The sequence below is a fragment of the Nocardia sp. NPDC057663 genome, from assembly GCF_042799895.1.
In the GTDB taxonomy this organism is placed as follows: domain Bacteria; phylum Actinomycetota; class Actinomycetes; order Mycobacteriales; family Mycobacteriaceae; genus Nocardia.
In genome coordinates this window covers 58,697-76,324 of the sequence record NZ_JBHVHX010000017.1, presented here as the reverse complement: position 1 = coordinate 76,324, position 17,628 = coordinate 58,697, and the positions used below count along the sequence as shown (strand labels likewise).

The following is a 17,628-nucleotide window of genomic DNA, read 5'->3' as shown; positions in this document are numbered from 1 at the left end:
CCGGGATCGAAGTGGGCGACCGCGCCGAGTGAGCCGGGTGTCACCGGATCGACAGGACAGCCGTGGCCGGCGGATTCCGGACAAGGACGGAAGTCGCGCCGAGGCGGCTGTGCGTGAGGCGGTATCCACGCTTGCCCCCGATTCTGAAAGCGAGATCACCAGGGCGACGACGGTGGCCCAGCTGTGGACGGCGTATCGGGCCTATCTGGTCAAGAAGGGGCGTGCGGACGGCACACTCGCGCTCTACGACCGGTGGGCGGGCATGTTGGTCGCCGAGTACGGATACCGCCGTATCGGCCCGGAGGAGTTCAAGACGAGCACCGCGGAGACGTTCCTGGACATAGTTGCGACCGGGCACGGTCGGGGCTCGATGCTCAATGCCCGATCGATGATGTCGGGGATGTTCCGCTTCGCCGTTCGCAAGAACGCTCTGGAGGTCAATCCTGTTCGGGAAGCGGAGATTCCGGAGAACGTGGAGGCTAAGGGCAGGACCGGCGGCGCGGGCTATATCGAGATCGATGACCTGCGATTCATCCTCGCCTCGGTGTACTGGTCGACGGTTCCGTGTCCTCGCAAGTTGACCAAGGCCGAGCAGGCTCGTGGCATCCGCACCTACACCCCGCCCACGGTCGCCGAGTACTGCGACGATGCCGACCTGGCCGACGTCATCGTCATGATGAGCGCGATCGGGCAACGTCCCAGCCAGGTCCTCGGGCTGGCGTGGCCGTTCTACGACAGCAAGAAGAAGGAGATCCGGACCGTGGGCAAGGTCGTGCGGGTCAAGGGCAAGGGCTTGGTTCGTGTGGTTCGTGACAAGGACCCCAAGAATCCGCAGGGCACGATCGCACTTCCCGGCTATGCGGTCGACATGCTCGATCGTCGCCGCGAGCAGATGGAGCAGCGCAAGCGCAAGTCTCCCCCGCCGACCGACTACGACGTGGATCTGATCTTTCCGTCGACGGAGTGGACCTTGCGCGATCCGGTCAACGTCTCCCACCAGTGGCAGCGAGTGCGCGAAGCCCTCGACCTTCCCGACGACCTGAGCCCGTACGCGTTCCGCAAGCTGGTGGCGATGGTTCTCGACGATGCGAAGTTGTCGGCGCGCGTGACTGCGGATGTGCTCCAGCATGCCGATCCGGCGATGACTCAGCGCAAGTACATGCGGCGTGGAAAGGTGCATCATGACGCCGCAGCTGTGATCCATGATGCCGTGATGGGTGGCCTGGTTCCGGCCGATGGCCAGATTCCGACGCGGGGCGACTTTTCGGAGACTTTCCGGAACTTTGGCGCCTGATGGTACGAGAAAGGCCCCCGACCGTCGCACACATGTGCTGGTCAGGGGCCTTTTCTGCTCCCCCATCTGGACTCGAACCAGAAACCTGCCGATTAACAGTCGGCTGCTCTGCCAATTGAGCTATAGGGGATTGCCCCGAGCCGTTAGACTCAGGCGGTCTGCCTTGGCGGGCTGACCGAGATGAAACTTTAGCGCATGGCGTCGCAGGTTCCCAAATCGGGCCGCTACCTGCGGACATGCGGCGTATAACGATGTGCCGACAATGGGTGGCCGGATCGACAGGGGTGGGGCGGCTGGGGCAGGATGGACTCGCACACAGACGTGGGAGGAGCTCCAGGAGATGCTGCGGTTGATCATCGGCGTAGCGGCCGGATATGTGCTGGGCACCAAGGCCGGGCGCGCGCGCTACGAGCAGATCAGTGCGGCGACGCGGGCGGTCACGGGGAGTCCGGTGACGAAGAAGCTGGTGTCGGTGGGCCGGCAGAAGCTGTCGGACAAGTTGAGCACGCAGCCGAAGCTGGAGCCGATGGAGCCGATCGACGAGCGCACCACGGTGCTGATCCCGCACGACCAGCTGCGCCACAAGCAGCTGCGCCGCTGACTCAGGCGCCCGCCGCGTAGCCCTCGTTGCCCATCGCCTGGGCGGCGAGGCTCTTGCGGTACTGCTCGAGCGCCACCAGATCACCGAACAGCGCCATGTAGGTGTCGGGTTCCTCGCTGGCCGACAAGCGCTGCAGCTTCGATTTCAGCTCGGCGATCTGGCGGCCCACCCAGGCTTCCTGGGTGCGCGCGAGGATGCCGGTGATGAAGCGCGGGATGTCGTTCTGGGAGCGCACCGGCAGCTGTTCGTTGGCCAGTTCGGAGACCAGGGCGCGGATCATCAGGTCGTCGGTGTGGTCGGAGACGGCGGCCACCCATTCGGCGCCGCTGAGCCCGGCCGCGGTGCCGCCCGCCTTCGCGATCATGATCCGCACCGTGATGTAGGCGGGGTGGGTGAACGCGGCGGTGTCGATGGCGTCGAAGGACGCGCCCGCGATGCCGGGGTATTGCAGTGCGGCACTGAGGGATTGACGCTGGGCGAACAGCACCGGGTCGTTCGGGGCGGGCCGGACCGAGGAGCCCTCCTCGACGCGGGGCGCGGGAATCGCTGCGGCGCCGGACTTTCCGGAAACGGGCGCGCCGTTGCTGCCCATCCGGTTCTTCTTGGCTTCCTCGCCCACCCGGCGCACGACGAGCTGGATGTCGTCCCAGCCGACCCAGCCGGCCAGTTTGGTCGCGTACCCCTTGCGGGTCGCGTTGTCCTTGATCTGGGCCACCACGGGCACCGTGCGGCGCAAAGCCTCGACACGGCCCTCGACGTCGTCGAGGTTGTGTTCGGCCAGCAGACCGCGAATCACGAACTCGTAGAGCGGGGTTCGGCGAGCGACCAGATCACGGACGGCGGCGTCGCCGGAATGCTGACGGAGCTCGCACGGGTCCTGACCGTCGGGAGCGACGGCGATGTAGGTCTGGCCCGCGAGTCTCTGATCACCGCTGAAGGCTTTCAAGGCGGCGGCCTGACCGGCGGCGTCACCGTCGAAGGTGTAGATGATCTCGCCGCGCCAGAAGTTGTCGTCCATCAGCAGCCTGCGCAGCACCTGCAGGTGCTCCTCACCGAAGGCGGTGCCGCAGGAGGCGACGGCGGTCTTCACCCCGGCCAGGTGCATCGCCATCACGTCGGTGTAGCCCTCGACGACGACGGCCTGGTGACCCTTGGAGATCTCGCGCTTGGCGTGGTCGAGCCCGAACAGCACCTGAGACTTCTTGTACAGCAAGGTCTCCGGCGTGTTCACGTACTTGCCGGGCATGGTGTCGTCGTCGAAGAGCTTGCGCGCGCCGAACCCGATCACCTCGCCACCGAGGTTGCGGATCGGCCACAGCAGCCGGCGATGGAACCGGTCGATCGGCCCGCGCTTGCCCTGCTTGGACAGCCCGGCCGCTTCCAGCTCCTTGAACTCGAAACCCTTGCGCTGCAGGTGTTTGGTGAGCGCATCCCAGCCGCCGGGTGCGTAGCCGCAGCCGAACTGCTGGGCGGCGGCGCCGTCGAAGTTGCGGTCGGTCAGGTACTTGCGGGCCGTCTCGGCCTCGGGTTCGCGCAGCTGCGCCATGTAGAACTCGTGCGCGGCGGCATTGGCCGCGACCAGCCGGGAGCGGGTACCGCGGTCGCGCTGGACCGAGGTGCCGCCGCCCTCGTAGTTGATCTGGTAGCCGATCCGGTCGGCCATCTGCTCGACGGCCTCAACGAAACCGATGTGCTCGATCTGCTGCAGGAACTTGTAGACGTCACCGCCCTCACCACAGCCGAAGCAGTGGAAAAGGCCGTGGTTGGGCCGCACGTGGAACGACGGTGACTTCTCGTCGTGGAACGGGCACAGGCCTTTGATCGAGTCGGCGCCCGCGCGCTTGAGCGCGACGTACTCGCCCACTACGTCTTCGATCCGGACACGTTCACGGATCGCCGCGATATCGCGATCTGGGATTCGTCCGGCCACGGTGAGTGAGTCTAGTCGGGTCGGCTCAGCGGCAGTCCAGCGAGGCGGCGACGCGCTCGAAGCGGCTCTCGGTATAGGAGGCGATCTGATCGATCACCACGCGCACCCGGGCGGTGTCGTCGGTGGCGGCATTCCACCAGGGCAGCATCTGATCGTCCAGGTGGGCGGGCGCGGTGGTGAGCAGGCGGTCGGCGACGGCCTGCACCCGCTCGCGCTGGGTCTGCTGGCGGGCCAGGTGGCCGCGGTCGGAACGCACGTAGCGCAGGGCGACCGTCTTGAGGACGGCGACCTCGGCGGCCACGATCGGCGGCACGATCAGATCGGACTCGTAGCGGGTCAGCGGGCCGGGCCCGTGGTGATCCTGGGTGGCGGCGATCGCGGCCGTCGCGAACCGGCCGACGAGCTCGCTGGTGAGCCGCTTCAGTGCCACCGAGGCGGCGAAGGTGCCGTCGTAGTTCACCGCGTCGGCGACCACGTCGAGTTCGGACAGGCGCTGGGCGGCGGCGGCGAGCGCGGCGATCGACTGGTCGGGGTGCTGGCCGTGGCCCTGCTCGGCGAGGGCGGCCTGTTCGCTCGGGTCGGCCAGGGCGCGCAGGTCGATCCGGCCGACGATCACGCCGTCCTCGACGTCGTGCACCGAGTAGGCGACGTCGTCGGACCAGTCCATGATCTGGCATTCCAGGCTTTGCTTGCGGTCGGGCGCGTCCTTGCGGACCCAGGCCAGGCGTTCGAGGTCGTCCTCGTAGGCACCGAACTTGGTGCCGGAACCGCTTCTGCCCCACGGATATTTGAGGGTGGCGTCCAGTGCGGCGCGGGTCAGGTTGAGCCCGGCACTCTCCCCGGCCGGGTCGAGCACCTTCGGTTCGAGGCGGGTCAGGATGCGCAGGTTCTGCGCGTTGCCCTCGAAACCGCCGTATTCGTCGGCGAATTCGTCGAGGGCGCGTTCGCCGTTGTGGCCGTAGGGCGGGTGGCCGATGTCGTGGGCGAGGCCGGCCAGGTCGACGAGATCCGGGTCGGCGCCGAGACCGTCGGCGATGCTGCGGCCGATCTGGGCGACCTCGAGCGAATGGGTGAGGCGGGTGCGCGGGGTGTCGCCCTCGCGCGGGCCCATGACCTGGGTCTTGTCGGCCAGGCGGCGCAGGGCGGCCGAATGCAGGACGCGCGCCCGGTCGCGGGAGAACTCACTGCGGTGTCCCTTGCCCGCGGCGCCCGGCCAGGCGGTCTTGCCCGGCTCGTGGACCATCCGTTCCCGGTCGTGCGGGATGTAGCTGTCGGTCATCGAATCTCACTGTCCCGCCGTGTAGGAGAAATCTGCCGAGAAATGGGTGAGCTGGTACCAGAGCAGCGCGCCGGTCTCGCGGGCGATGCCGTGGAACTGCGACTCCCTGGTGTAGACCGCCGGGCCGGTGCGGGTCGGCGCGGTCCACGCGGCCAGTCCGGCGTCGCGAGCCATCGTCCTGGTCCGCAGTGAATGCCACGGATCGCTGACGAGTACGGCCGATGACATCCCGCGCGCCTGCATCTCGGTCGCCACCGCTTCGACGCTGCGCAGGGTGTCCGATCCGGTTTCCACCGCGAGAATGTCCTCGCTCGGAACGCCCTTGTCCTCGAGGTACCACTTGCCCGACGCGGCCTCGGTATAGAGGTCGCCCTCCTGTTTGCCACCGACGGTGATCACCCGCGGCGCCACGCCCACCTCGTAGAGCCGCCACGCCTGGTACAGCCGCGCCTCGAACACCGACGACGGCGTGCCCGAGTACTGCGCGGCGCCGAGCACCACGATCGCGTCGGCCTTGGTGTAGTCGTCGATCCGCGCGACCTGCCACACCCGGAAGGCGGTCCCGGCGACCAGTACCAACGCCATCAGCACTGCCCCCGCGATCAACCGGCCGACCCACAGCGAGACCGACGACCCGAACCCATGCGGGCGGTGTGCATCCGGGGCAGGAGCGGCCGTTCGCGGGAAACCGGATTTCATCCTGATCAGTCTGCCAGGTCGGTCCGACGACCGATCATGCCAGCGGTCACCACCCGATTCCGGTCCGGTGAACGGTCGGCCGCGGCGACGCTGTCCCAGGAAAGCGTCGCCGCGATGTCGGTGATCGAGCGGACCAGCGGGCTGTGCTCGGCACTGTTCCACGCCAGCACGAGGCTGCTCGGCGGCTTGTCGACGAGCGGGACCACGACAAGGCCGTCGGGCACCGGATGGCCGAGCGGGGTGAGTCCGACGGTGCCGTTCCACAGGACGGTCTGCTGGCATTCATGGACGGTGCGCACCACGGGACCGGTGTCCGGGTCGGTGGGGTGCGACCAGTAGCCGCGCCAGACCGGGTCGGCGTCACCGGGCAGCTGGAACCACTGCCGGGCGGTGAGTTCGCGCAGGTGCAGGCTCGTGCGGTGGGCCAGGGGATCGTCGGCACGGAGCACGACGCCGACCGGGTCGGTTCGCAAAACCCGGGTGGTGATGCCGGTTTCGTCGAACGGGGTGCGAGTGAGGGCGATATCCACCCGCCCGGCGCGCAACCCCGCGGTGGGGTCGGCGAAGTCACCCTCTCTGATGTGGACCTGCACGCCGGGGTGCCGGGCGCGGTAGGCCGCGGCGAGTCGCGTGCCCGCCTGTTCGGCGATGGTGCCGATGGTGACAGTGGACACGCCGGCGGCCGCCGCGACCCTGGTCCGCAGCTGATCGGTCCGGGCCAGTAGCTCGCGCGCCTCGTCGTAGAGTGCCGACCCGGCGGGCGTGAGCGTCACACCGGTCGGCGAGCGATGCAGCAAGGCACAGCCGAGATCAGCCTCGAGCTGTTTGATCGCCCGGCTCAGCGGCGGCTGGGTCATATGCAGCCGGGCGGCGGCGCGACCGAAGTGGAGTTCCTCGGCCACCGCCGTGAAGTATCGGAGCACGCGGAGGTCCATGAGCTGCGACGATACTCGCTCGGTATCGGGTTGACCGGATCGTCTTGGACGTTGCCCCCGGCCCGGACCGGTCTTCGCGCTGCACTGATCCCGTCGCTCGTCGGACTGGGTCCACGTGCTGATCCACCACAACCTGACCGCCCGCGATGATGTCGCTCTCGCATACCCGAACCGACCTCGATTCGAGTAGCCGAATCACTCGACATCGCCTGGTCCGAGGCGTGTACTGGAAGGTGGTGACCTGCGGCGACAGGACACCACGCTGGGTGGTCCGGGCAACCGGGTGCCCCACCCACGGTCGCTTGCACAGCGGGGCAGGCGGCATCTGAAACCGAATGTTGTTTATCGCGGCTCCTCGAAGGGGGTGCCCAACCGAACAGCTACATCTCCTCGCGCCCTCCATTCCCCATCCGGAGGTCGCGTGACCCGAATCGGTCTCGTTGATTCCGGCCTCGGGTTGACGGTGTGACAACCGTCGGAGTCGACGGCGTTCGGACCGTCGGAGAACGGCACCTCGGCCCGCGTCTGGTGCCGTTCTTTATTGCGCTGCGACCGGTTCACCAACCCCGGTCGCGCCACTCGGCGAGGTGGGGGCGCTCGTCGCCGAGGGTGGTGTCGTCGCCGTGGCCCGGGTAGACGGCGGTGTCGTCGGGGTAGCGGTCGAACAGCTTGGTGGTGACGTCGGTGAGCAGGGTGTCGAAGTCCGCCGGGCTGTGCGTTTTGCCCACTCCACCGGGGAAAAGGGAGTCGCCGGTGAAGAGATGGGTGCGGCCCGCACCGTCGATGAGGGCCAGCGCGACCGAGCCGGGGGTGTGGCCGCGCAGGTGGATCACTTCGAGAACGAGGTCGCCGACCTGGATGGTGTCACCGTCGGCGAGCAGATGCTCGGGGTGCACCGGCAGGATGCCCGCGTCGAGGGGGTGAGCGGCGGTCGGGACGTCGAGTGACGTGGTGACCTCGGCGAGGGCCTGCCAGTGGTCGGGGTGCTGGTGGGTGGTGACGATCAGCACGATCTGGCCGGGGGTTTCCTGGCCGATCAGATCGATGATGCGGGTGGCGTCGTTGGCGGCATCGAGGAGAACCGCGGCGCCGGTGGCCGTGCTCTGCACGAGGTAGGTGTTGTTGTCCATCGGGCCGACGGACATCTTCACGATCCGAGCGCCGGGCACGTCCCGCTGCTGGGCGGCCGCGCCTGCGGTGACATGTCCGGTGTAGAGGCGATCGACTGTGACCATGCGCCGATCGTAGAAGCCACGCCCCGCGCCGTCGCACCCGCGGTCGCCACGCGCCCGTTAGATTCGACACATGCCGCTGTCGAGGAAGAGTTCGGCCCCACGATCGGTTCCGGTGCGCGCGATGGCCGGCCTGCTCTGCGCGGTGTTCGCCGCCTCGAGCCTGCTCTGCGCGCCGAGCGCGACCGCCGAGCCGCCGTCGCGGATGGGTCCGCAGGTGGTCGACAGCGCGGACGTGCTCAGCGGCGCCGACGAGACCAGGGTGCTCGAGGCGGTCGACCGGCTCTACCGCGATCACCAGGTCAAGCTCTGGGTGATCTACGTGCGCGATTTCGCTTCGATGGCCCCGCGCGACTGGGCGGCCCGCACGTCCGAGCTCTCCGGTTTCAGCGATCACGATCTGCTGTTCGCGGTGGCCGTGGACGATCGCGGCTACTGGCTCGACGGCATCCTGCCCGCCGATGTCAGCGACAGCGAACTGGATTCGCTGCTGGCAGGCACGGTGGAACCCGATCTGCGGGACGGCAAATGGGCGCAGGCCGGCGTCGACACCGCCGACGGCATCGGGTCGGCGATGCGCGGCGGCGCGGTGCCGTGGGGGTGGCTCGTCGGTATCGGACTGGTGGTCGTCCTGCTGGCCGGCGGCCTGCTCCTGTTCTCCCGCAAGCGCGGTCGCGACCGTGATCGCGCCGAACTCACCACCGCCCGTGCCGTCGACCCGACCGATTCGGCCGCGCTGGCGAAACTGTCGCTGCCGACCTTGCAGGCGCTCTCGCGCGAACGACTCGTCGAGATCGACGACGCGGTGCGCACCAGTTCCGAGGAATTGGCCTTGGCCACCGGCGAATTCGGCGAGACCGCGGTGACCCCGTTCCGCACCGCGCTCGACGCGGCCCGTGCCGCCACCGCCACGGCGTTCACGATCCGACAGCAGCTCGACGACGCCGTCCCGGAAACCCCCGACCAACAGCGCAGCATGCTGATCGAGCTCATCTCCACCGCGGGCAAGGCCGACCGCGAACTCGACGCCCAGGTCGCCGATTTCGACGCCATGCGCGATCTGCTCATCGACGCACCGGCCCGGCTGGACGGGCTGACCCGCGACATCGTCGATCTGACCGCGCGTAAGCCCGCCTCCGAAGCCGAACTGGCCCGGCTGAATTCGGCCTACCCGGCCTCGGTCCTCACTCCGATCCACGACAACGTGCGGATGGCGACGGAGCGAATCACCTTCGCCGAGCAGAACATCGACACCGCCCGCGCGGCGCTGACCCGGCCGGTCGGACAGCAGGGCGGGGCGGTCGCGGCGATCCGCGCGGCCGAGGGCGCGATCGGTCAGGCGCGCGCCTTGTTCGACGCCGTCGACCAGGCGGCGACGAATATCCAGCAGGCACGCGACGGATTGCCCGCCGCTCTCGACGAACTACGCGCCGATCTCATCGCAGCCTCGGGACTGGCCGACTTCGGCGGTCCCGAACTGGCCGCGGCGGTCGCCAGGGCAGGCACTACGGTGAACACCGCAGCGGCCGCCGCCGAATCCGATCCGCTCGGCACCTTCCACGAGGCGGTGACCGCCGACGCCGAGCTGGACCGGGCGATCGCGGCGGCCTCGGATCGCAAACTCGCCGTGGAGGATCTGCGGCGCAGGCTCGATCGCACCCTCACCGACGCGGCGGCGCGGATCGATGCGGCGTCCTCGTTCATCACCACCCGGCGTGGTGGTGTCGACGCCGAGGCACGCACCCGGCTCTCCGAGGCGCAGCGCCTTCTCGACGAGGCGCGCAGCCTGGCCACCACCGCACCCGATCGCGCATTGACCAGCGCGCAAACCGCGGCCGACCTCGGCGGGCGGGCATTGCAGCAGGCACAGGCGAGCGTGCGCGCCTGGGAGACCCGGCAGCCCGTGTCGTCAGGTGGGGCCCAGACCGGTGCGATCCTGGGCGGGATCCTGCTGGACGGACTTCTGCGCGGGGCGATGAGCGGTGGATCGCGGGGCGGCGGATACGGCGGTGGCGGCGGGTACCGGCCGGGTTCCTACGGCGGGTCGTCGGGGTCGCGCCGGGTCAGCCGGGGTGGCCGATTCTGAGTCGGCTTGACCCTCACACCGTGTGAGGTCGTACACCGGAGGGCGTCATGTTCAGTATCGGAGATTTCGCCAGACACGGTCAGGTGTCGGTGCGCATGCTGCGCCACTACGACGCCGTGGGATTGTTGCGGCCCGCACGGGTCGACCCGGCCACCGGTTACCGGTTCTATACGGCCGCGCAGCTGGCCAGGCTGAACCGGGTGGTCGCGCTCGAGGAGCTCGGGTTCACGCTGGAGCAGGTGGGCCGGATGCTCGATCCGGGTCCCGCCCCGGAGGAACTGCGCGGCATGCTGACACTGCGCCGGGCCGAGCTGGAACAGCAGATCGCGGCCGACCACGCCCGGTTGACCGATGTCGAAGCGAGACTCCGCATCATCGAGAAGGAGGGCGTCATGCCCGATCAAGATGTGGTGATCAAGTCGGTGCCCGCGGTGCGGGTGGCCGAATCGACCGGGGTGGCAGCGGGTTTCGAGCCGCAGGCGATCGGCCCGGTGATCCAGCCGCTGTTCGGCGATCTCAGCGATCGGCTGGCGCAGGCCGGTATCGCCGTCGCCGGACCTGCGATCGCCTACTACGACGCGCGCGACGACGGGACCGTCGGCGTGCACGCATGTGTGCCGGTGAATGTGGAACCCGATGCGGCGCCGGGGTTCTCGATCGTCGATCTGCCCGCACAGCAGAGCGTGGCGACGACCGTCTACCACGGCAATGTCGCCGGGATCGGCGAGGCGTGGCAGGCGTTGGGCCGCTGGGTGGAGGACAACGGCTACCGCACCGCAGCGCCCGTACGTGAGGTGACGCTGGCGTGGACGCCCGATCCCGATGGCTGGGTCACCGAACTGCAAGAGCCGCTCGCGCCGCGCTGACCCAGCACCCCCTGCTCCCGACTCGGCGTGATCGGCGCACTCGTTCGCCGATCACGTCGCCGAGCGCGGGCCGACGTCACAGGCCATCCTCGCCGAGGCGCTGGGCGTAGCGCCCGCTGTATCAGGCGGTCGCGGCCTCGTGGTCGGCCTGCCAGGTCAACTCGGCGGCCACGGCGGGCAGTAGTTCGGCCGCGCGCACGCCGCCGCCGAGCCTGCCGATGGTCAGCCTGCCCAGGTAGGTGTAGACCAGGAAGGTGACCGCCGCCGAGGCACCCGTCGACGGACGCGGATGCGCGGACAGGTAGACGATCTCGTAGTCGTCGAGGAGCAGGCCCGTGGGCGCGCGGAAGGCCGGCACCGTACCGGTGTTGGTGAGGGCGATGTGCCCGGCCGTCGAGTGGATGCGGGCGGGGCCGAAGAAGTCGGGGAAGTGCAGTACCGACTGTTCGATCACGCCGGTGGCCAGGTCGTCGTGCAGGCTGGTGCCGATCCGGCGGGCCAGGGCGACGATGTCGTCGGTCCCGGCGGTGTCGGTGGCGAAGGCGGCGAGGCCGGAGATGTTCGTCCCCGCCGCTGCCGCGATCGGCGGGTCGAGTCGTCTGCGCATGTCGACCGGGTAGACACAGCCGACCTCCGCCACGTCATAGACCGACGTGAACGCCCGCAGCACCGCTGCGGTGACCAGCCCGTTCACACTCACCGCATGGACCCGCGCCAGGTCGAGCACCCGTGCGGTCTCGGCGGGGTCCAGCTGGATTCGGGCCGGCCTGGCCAGCGCGGCAGTGGCCTGCGGCGACGGCTCGACCACGCCCACCGCGTCGGCGACGACGAGCGGACGGGTCACGGTCTCCAGACCTGACCGCGGTCCACGCTCGGTCCCCCGCTGCGCCAGTAGCGATTCCAGCGACACCGGATACTCCCGCGAGCCGACCGCGATCGAGCCGGTCTCGACATGATCGGTGTAGTAATCCCACAGCCGCGCGAACAGTTCGACGCAGTGCCCGGCGTCGGCGACGCTGTGATGCACGAACAGCGTTACCCGCGCCCGATCCTCTTCGGCGAGAACCACATCCAGATATCCCAGCTGCGCGGCGGGGTCCATCGACTCGGTCGGGATCCTGACCTCGTCGGGATCACCGAAACTCACCCACGCGCCGACGGGCTCGATGTGCCCGGGGCGCAGCAGGATTCCGTTCTCCTCGACGTCCTCGACGATCCGGCAGACCAGGATCGGGAAGGCGCGCTGCAGCGCCGCGAACGCCGCGCCGAGGGCAGCCGCGTCGAGCTCACCGCGCACGGTCACCGAGCGCCCGGTAAAGGTGGCATGCCGGACGAATCGTTGTTCCGACGGGTCGAGCCCCCGCACCACATCTTCCGGTTCCCACAGCACAACGCACAGAGTGAGGCACGAGCCCAGCCAATGCAAACCGTCAGGTACGCACTGTGATCACCTGCACGCCGGAACGCGACGAAGCCCGCGCCGACCGGGGGCGCGGGCTTCGTCGTGATACGTGTCAGGCGCCGATGAGGTGGGTGGCGAGGTAGGACTCCACCTTGTCCAGCGCGATGCGTTCCTGCGCCATCGAGTCGCGCTCGCGGATCGTCACGGCCTGATCGTCGAGGGTGTCGAAGTCGACCGTGATGCAGAACGGGGTGCCGATCTCGTCCTGGCGACGGTAGCGGCGGCCGATGGCGCCCGCGTCGTCGAAGTCGACGTTCCAGTTGCGGCGCAGCTGGGCGGCGAGGTCCTTGGCCTTGGGGGTCAGGTCGGCGTTGCGCGAGAGCGGCAGCACCGCGGCCTTGACCGGCGCCAGGCGACGGTCCAGGCGCAGCACCGTGCGCACGTCGACGCCACCCTTGGCGTTGGGGGCCTCGTCCTCGGCGTAGGCGTCGACCAGGAACGCCATCAGCGAACGGGTCAGACCGGCCGCGGGCTCGATGCAGTACGGGATGTAGCGCTCGCCGGAGGCCTGATCGAAGAAGCTCAGGTCGGTGCCGGAGTGCTCCGAGTGCGTCTTGAGGTCGTAGTCGGTGCGGTTGGCGATGCCCTCGAGCTCGCCCCACTCGCTGCCCTGGAAGCGGAAGCGGTACTCGATGTCGGTGGTGCCCGCCGAGTAGTGCGACAGCTTTTCCTTGGGGTGGTCGTAGAGGCGCAGGTTGTCGGGATCGATGCCGAGGTCGGTGTACCAGGCCAGGCGGGTGTCGATCCAGTACTTGTGCCACTCGGCGTCTTCGCCGGGCTTGACGAAGAACTCCATCTCCATCTGCTCGAACTCGCGGGTCCGGAAGATGAAGTTGCCGGGGGTGATCTCGTTGCGGAAGCTCTTGCCGATCTGGGCGATGCCGAACGGCGGCTTCTTGCGCGCGGTGGTCTCGACGTTCTTGTAGTTGACGAAGATGCCCTGCGCGGTCTCGGGGCGCAGGTAGTGCAGGCCCTCTTCGTCGTCGACCGGGCCGAGGAAGGTCTTGAGCAGGCCGGAGAAGTTCTTCGGCTCGGTCCACTTGCCGGGTTGACCGGTCTCGGGGTCGTTGATGTCGGCCAGGCCGTTGGCCGGCGGGCGGCCGTGCTTCTCCTCGTACGCCTCGAGCAGGTGGTCGGCGCGGTAGCGCTTGTGCGTGTACAGCGACTCGACCAGCGGGTCGGAGAAGGTCTCGACGTGGCCGGAGGCCTCCCAGACCTGGCGCGGCAGAATCACCGAGGAGTCCAGGCCGACGACATCGTCGCGGCTGGTGACCATCGTGCGCCACCACTGCCGCTTGATGTTCTCCTTCAGCTCGACGCCCAGCGGACCGTAGTCCCACGCCGACTTGGTGCCTCCGTAGATCTCACCGCACGGGTAAACCAGGCCCCGGCGCTTGGCGAGGTTGGCAACGGTGTCCACCTTCGACTTGGGTGCCACGCGAGATATCTCCATCCACTGCGAGTCGGAATTGTTCGGTACGTCGTACCCGACAATGGATCGACGTACCGTACGTATTGGGTCAAGGGTATCGGGAGGTGTCCAGTGAGATTGCAGCAGCCGACCGGTGCCGCCTGGCGCGTCATTTGACATGCGCACCCGTGCATATCAAAATGGAATCGGTTTCCATTAAGGAGTTGGTTGATGACCACCGATGCCGCGGCCGCACACGCGCACAATCCGTATCACTCCCCCGCCCCCGCAGCGGTGCCCGCGCGCCAGGTGCTCGAGGACGCGGGTGAGCTGTTGCGGGCGCTCGCCGCGCCGGTGCGGATCGCGATCGTGCTGCAGCTGCGCGAGTCGCCGCGCTGTGTGCACGAGCTGGTCGATGCACTCGGGGTCACTCAGCCGCTGGTCAGTCAGCACCTGCGCATTCTCAAGTCGGCGGGCGTCGTGCACGGGGAACGCTCGGGCCGCGAGGTGCTCTACGAACTCGTCGACGACCATCTGGCGCACATCGTCGTCGATGCCGTCGCCCACGCCGAGGAAGGGTAATCCGTTGGCAGACAATCCCTCCGGAAAGCAGGTCGGAGTCCGCAGCACCCGGCAGCGCAGCGCCATCTCGGCCCTGCTCGGCGATATCGACGAGTTCCGCTCCGCGCAGGAACTCCACGACGAGCTCCGCAAACGGGGCGAGGGCATCGGCCTGACCACCGTCTACCGGACGCTGCAGTCGCTCGCCGACGCGGGCATGGTCGACGTCCTGCGCACCGACTCCGGCGAATCCGTCTACCGCCAGTGCTCGAGCGGACACCACCATCACCTGGTGTGCCGCCACTGCGGCCGCACCGTCGAGGTCGAGGGCCCGACGGTCGAGGCGTGGGCCGAGACGATCGCGGGCGAGCACGGTTTCACCGAGGTCAGCCACACCCTGGAGATCTTCGGCACCTGCCGCGACTGCGTGCGCGATCGCGCCGACGCGGACAAGGACGAGACCGCGTCGGTCTAATTGATGTGACTCACGTCACATAACGGAACCTCCGGTCCGACTGCCCCGTCCAACCTTCACGAAGAGACCGATCCGCACGGTGGTACCGACGGCCTGTGGCCGCTCGGCGCCGAAGGAGGGGGAATCGTGAGCACGCTGGGTGTCGAACCCGATCAACTGAAATCTCTGGCGACGACGTGGCGGCAGGAGGCCGACGAGGTCGGCGCACTCCCGTGGTCGGCGATGGGCGAGGCGACCGGCGACGGCAGCGATGTCCTCGCCGCCGTCCGCGCCATGGCCGATCCCGCACAGCAGGCGATGTCCTCGATCGCGACCAGGTTCACCACCCTGGCCGATCTGGTGGACAAATTCTCGGCAGACATCCAGGCCAAGGATGCCGAGATCGCCGGCGAGATCGGGAAGCTGAGCACCCGCTGATGCGCCCGACGATCACCCAGCTCGACGGCTGGAACCTCGACGGCCTGCATCGCGCCGCCGACACCGCGCGCGCCGATGCCGATGTGCTGTCGACCTCGGTCGACGACTGCTCCCGTGCCGTCTCGGCGACAGGCAGCTGGTACGGGCAGACCAGGGACGCGGCGAGCCGGCGGATCGACGAGGAAGTCGACCACGGCTACGAAGTGCGCACCGTGCTGCTGCGCATCGCCGACGACGCCGAGGACGCCTACCTGGGACTGAAGCACGCCAGGACGTACGTGCTGGACCAGCGGAATCTGGCTGTCGGACAGGGTTTCTCGGTCGAACCCGACGGCCGGGTGGCCCATCCCGACCCCGAGAAGGAGGGCGCGGCAGGCGTTTTCCAGCTCAACCTGTTCGGCGGGCTGGACGAGATCGAACGCCTGGACAACCAGTTCGGCACCCGCCTGAAGGAATCACTCGCCGACCTCACCGCCATTCGCGACGGTCAGCCCGACATCACCCTCCCCGACGGGACCCTCCGGGACCCCGACGCCGTGGCGATCCAGCTGGCGTCGATGTCCGCCGACGAGCGGGCCAGTTTCCTGGCCGGTCTGAGCCCGGAAGCACAGCGGCAGCTCGTGATCGCCGCGCCGGAGAAGCTGGGCAATCTCAACGGTGTGCCGTTCGTGATGCGGATCGAGGCCAACGAGATCAATATCCGTAACGCGCTGACCGCGGAGAAGGCAAAGCCGAATCCGGATACGTCCCGAGTCGCGCAGCTCGAGGCGATGCTGTCGCCGATTCCGAATCCGGAGGGTGCGGGTGATCGCGACACCGTCGCGACCGCGACCGGCGACAACGCGACTCCGCGCCTGGACATGGTGGACCGCAAGTTCGTCATGTTCAGCCAGGAGGGCAATGGGCGGATGATCGAAATGGTCGGCACCATGAAGACCGGAGCGCCCGGCGTCGGGGTCTATGTGCCGGGCACGTCGACCAATCTGAACGGTTCCGGATCCAATCACGTCGCCGCGTGGAATCTCGCCGACCAGACCGGCGGACCGATCTTCCTGTACATGGAAGGTGATTTCCCGCAAAGCCTGACCAGCCTGTCCGATGGCGCGCCGAGCCCTTCGTTCGCTGCGGAGATGGCACCCAAGCTCGTCGATTTCGGCCGCGAGATCGATCGCGAAGTCGCGGCGACCACCCCTGGCACCCCGGTCACCTACGTCGGCCATTCCTACGGTGGCTCGATCGTCGGCTCCGCCGAACAGCTCGGCCTGCGCGCCGATCGCATCGTGCACGCCTCCTCGGCGGGCACCGGCGTCTTCGATACCGGCTGGAACAACCCGAACCCGAACGTGCAGCGCTATTCGATGACGGCGCCGGGCGACCTGATCGGCGTGGTGCAGTCGTATCCCGAAGGGGGACTGACCATTCCAGGCGGCATCCAGCTGCCGGGCAATCCGCACGCGTCAGAGGTGCTCGGTGGCGACCCGGACGAGGTACCCGGGGTTATCCGGCTGGATACCGGCTACTACAGCGATTCCGCAGCCGAGCATGCCAAGGAGATCATATTCGGACCGGATGGCCACGGAAGCTACTGGGACGATCCGGGTTCGACCGCCTTCCGCAACATCGTCGGAGTCATCGAGGGCTCGTCGGCTGCCGCCTATGTGGAACGCGGAATCGAAACCTCCTACGTCGATATCGGGTTGGGCGACAATGGAAATGGCGCCAAGGAATCTTTCGACGCTGCCAAAGCCGCCGCGGCACAACAGGCCGCCGGGGCCCTGGGCCTCGATATCGATCCCTATGCCGGGCCGCAGGTCACAGACAATCCAGACCTCGGGGCGCAGGTCGAGATCCGATGAGAATCGCCGCCGCCGGCGCACTGTCGGCGCTCATCCTGTCGGGCTGCGCGGGCATCGACGCCGAAAAGGGACCGACGAACGACGACATCCTGCGCGGCACGGGGCTGACCGTCGCCGCCGCCAAACCGATCGTCGCCGACAACTTCGAACTCGTCTGGCCCGAGCAGCAGTCCGTAGACCCCGAGGCCGTCCTGCGGGGCAAAGGCTGCCGGACGAAGATGTCCGCCATCAGCAGCGAAGGCCCACCCTGGCACCCACGATACGAACGCGAGGTGATCAACCCCTCCCAGGAATTCATCGACCGCGCCATGGTCAATCTCGAAGCGATGACCGCCCGTGGTTTCACCCTGGTGCCGAGCCAGAATCCGGGCGAGGACCCGGTGAGCAGGTACTACCGGGACTCCCGCGGCTTCTCGGTTTCGTCGTCGCGGATCCGGGTCGGCCAGAACAAGCAGGAGGTGCGGTTCTCGATCGCTTCTACCTCACCCTGCGCAGCCGAGTGACCGAGCGCGATCAGTAAGCGG

The 17,628-nt window shown here is 68.2% G+C and carries 16 protein-coding genes and 1 tRNA gene; 9 read left to right on the top strand and 8 right to left on the bottom strand.

The window, feature by feature from the left end:
- Nucleotides 1–37: 37 nt before the first annotated feature.
- Nucleotides 38–1,294 (top strand): tyrosine recombinase XerC, encoded by a 1,257-nt coding sequence (xerC, locus tag ACFVAV_RS27375; protein WP_379038325.1) that lies wholly within the window; start codon nt 38–40, stop codon nt 1,292–1,294.
- Between the two features lie 57 nt (nt 1,295–1,351).
- Here xerC and ACFVAV_RS27370 read toward each other — a convergent pair.
- Nucleotides 1,352–1,424, bottom strand: a tRNA-Asn gene (locus tag ACFVAV_RS27370).
- Nucleotides 1,425–1,634: 210 nt separating this feature from the next.
- On the opposite strand from ACFVAV_RS27370, the gene ACFVAV_RS27365 reads away from it, so the two are divergent.
- Nucleotides 1,635–1,895, top strand: coding sequence for a hypothetical protein (locus ACFVAV_RS27365; protein WP_379038323.1), 261 nt, complete (start codon nt 1,635–1,637; stop codon nt 1,893–1,895).
- Between the two features lies 1 nt (nt 1,896).
- Here ACFVAV_RS27365 and dnaG read toward each other — a convergent pair whose 3' ends face one another.
- The 5 genes from dnaG to ACFVAV_RS27340 form a co-directional block, all read right to left on the bottom strand.
- Nucleotides 1,897–3,825 (bottom strand): DNA primase, encoded by a 1,929-nt coding sequence (gene dnaG, locus ACFVAV_RS27360; protein ID WP_379038321.1) that lies wholly within the window; start codon nt 3,823–3,825, stop codon nt 1,897–1,899.
- A gap of 25 nt (nt 3,826–3,850) precedes the next feature.
- Nucleotides 3,851–5,104 carry a deoxyguanosinetriphosphate triphosphohydrolase gene (locus ACFVAV_RS27355; protein ID WP_379038319.1) on the bottom strand — a complete coding sequence of 418 codons (1,254 nt, stop codon included), beginning with the start codon at nt 5,102–5,104 and terminating at the stop codon, nt 3,851–3,853.
- Between the two features lie 6 nt (nt 5,105–5,110).
- Nucleotides 5,111–5,803, bottom strand: a complete 693-nt coding sequence (locus tag ACFVAV_RS27350) for a YdcF family protein (RefSeq protein ID WP_379038317.1) — start codon at nt 5,801–5,803, stop codon at nt 5,111–5,113.
- Between the two features lie 5 nt (nt 5,804–5,808).
- Nucleotides 5,809–6,738 carry a LysR substrate-binding domain-containing protein gene (locus tag ACFVAV_RS27345; RefSeq protein WP_379038315.1) on the bottom strand — a complete coding sequence of 310 codons (930 nt, stop codon included), beginning with the start codon at nt 6,736–6,738 and terminating at the stop codon, nt 5,809–5,811.
- A gap of 557 nt (nt 6,739–7,295) precedes the next feature.
- Complete coding sequence (locus ACFVAV_RS27340) at nt 7,296–7,973, bottom strand: MBL fold metallo-hydrolase (protein ID WP_379038313.1); 678 nt, start codon at nt 7,971–7,973, stop codon at nt 7,296–7,298.
- 70 nt (nt 7,974–8,043) lie between these two features.
- Here ACFVAV_RS27340 and ACFVAV_RS27335 point away from each other — a divergent pair, with 70 nt between their 5' ends.
- Nucleotides 8,044–10,056 carry a TPM domain-containing protein gene (locus ACFVAV_RS27335; protein WP_379038311.1) on the top strand — a complete coding sequence of 671 codons (2,013 nt, stop codon included), beginning with the start codon at nt 8,044–8,046 and terminating at the stop codon, nt 10,054–10,056.
- Nucleotides 10,057–10,103: 47 nt separating this feature from the next.
- Complete coding sequence (locus ACFVAV_RS27330) at nt 10,104–10,922, top strand: MerR family transcriptional regulator (protein ID WP_379038309.1); 819 nt, start codon at nt 10,104–10,106, stop codon at nt 10,920–10,922.
- A gap of 121 nt (nt 10,923–11,043) precedes the next feature.
- Here ACFVAV_RS27330 and ACFVAV_RS27325 read toward each other — a convergent pair whose 3' ends face one another.
- Both ACFVAV_RS27325 and ACFVAV_RS27320 read right to left on the bottom strand, forming a co-directional pair.
- The gene (locus tag ACFVAV_RS27325; RefSeq protein WP_379038307.1) at nt 11,044–12,312 is read right to left on the bottom strand and encodes an acyltransferase; all 1,269 of its coding nucleotides are present in this window, start codon (nt 12,310–12,312) and stop codon (nt 11,044–11,046) included.
- A 124-nt stretch (nt 12,313–12,436) separates the two neighbouring features.
- Nucleotides 12,437–13,837: a glycine--tRNA ligase gene (locus ACFVAV_RS27320; protein ID WP_379038305.1), complete on the bottom strand. Its 1,401-nt coding sequence runs from the start codon at nt 13,835–13,837 to the stop codon at nt 12,437–12,439.
- Between the two features lie 189 nt (nt 13,838–14,026).
- Between ACFVAV_RS27320 and ACFVAV_RS27315 the strand changes: the two genes are divergently transcribed.
- The 5 genes from ACFVAV_RS27315 to ACFVAV_RS27295 all read left to right on the top strand — a co-directional run bounded on the left by ACFVAV_RS27315 (nt 14,027) and on the right by ACFVAV_RS27295 (nt 17,607).
- Nucleotides 14,027–14,377: an ArsR/SmtB family transcription factor gene (locus ACFVAV_RS27315; RefSeq protein WP_378855702.1), complete on the top strand. Its 351-nt coding sequence runs from the start codon at nt 14,027–14,029 to the stop codon at nt 14,375–14,377.
- Complete coding sequence (locus tag ACFVAV_RS27310; protein WP_379038303.1) at nt 14,349–14,831, top strand: Fur family transcriptional regulator; 483 nt, start codon at nt 14,349–14,351, stop codon at nt 14,829–14,831. Before ACFVAV_RS27315 ends, ACFVAV_RS27310 begins: the two co-directional genes overlap by 29 nt.
- Nucleotides 14,832–14,957: 126 nt before the next feature.
- Complete coding sequence (locus tag ACFVAV_RS27305; protein ID WP_379038300.1) at nt 14,958–15,248, top strand: type VII secretion target; 291 nt, start codon at nt 14,958–14,960, stop codon at nt 15,246–15,248.
- Nucleotides 15,248–17,104, top strand: coding sequence for an alpha/beta hydrolase (locus tag ACFVAV_RS27300; protein ID WP_379038298.1), 1,857 nt, complete (start codon nt 15,248–15,250; stop codon nt 17,102–17,104). The genes ACFVAV_RS27305 and ACFVAV_RS27300 overlap by 1 nt, the downstream gene beginning before the upstream one ends.
- The gene (locus tag ACFVAV_RS27295; RefSeq protein WP_379038295.1) at nt 17,101–17,607 is read left to right on the top strand and encodes a hypothetical protein; all 507 of its coding nucleotides are present in this window, start codon (nt 17,101–17,103) and stop codon (nt 17,605–17,607) included. The genes ACFVAV_RS27300 and ACFVAV_RS27295 overlap by 4 nt, the downstream gene beginning before the upstream one ends.
- The last annotated feature ends 21 nt before the right edge of the window (nt 17,608–17,628 follow it).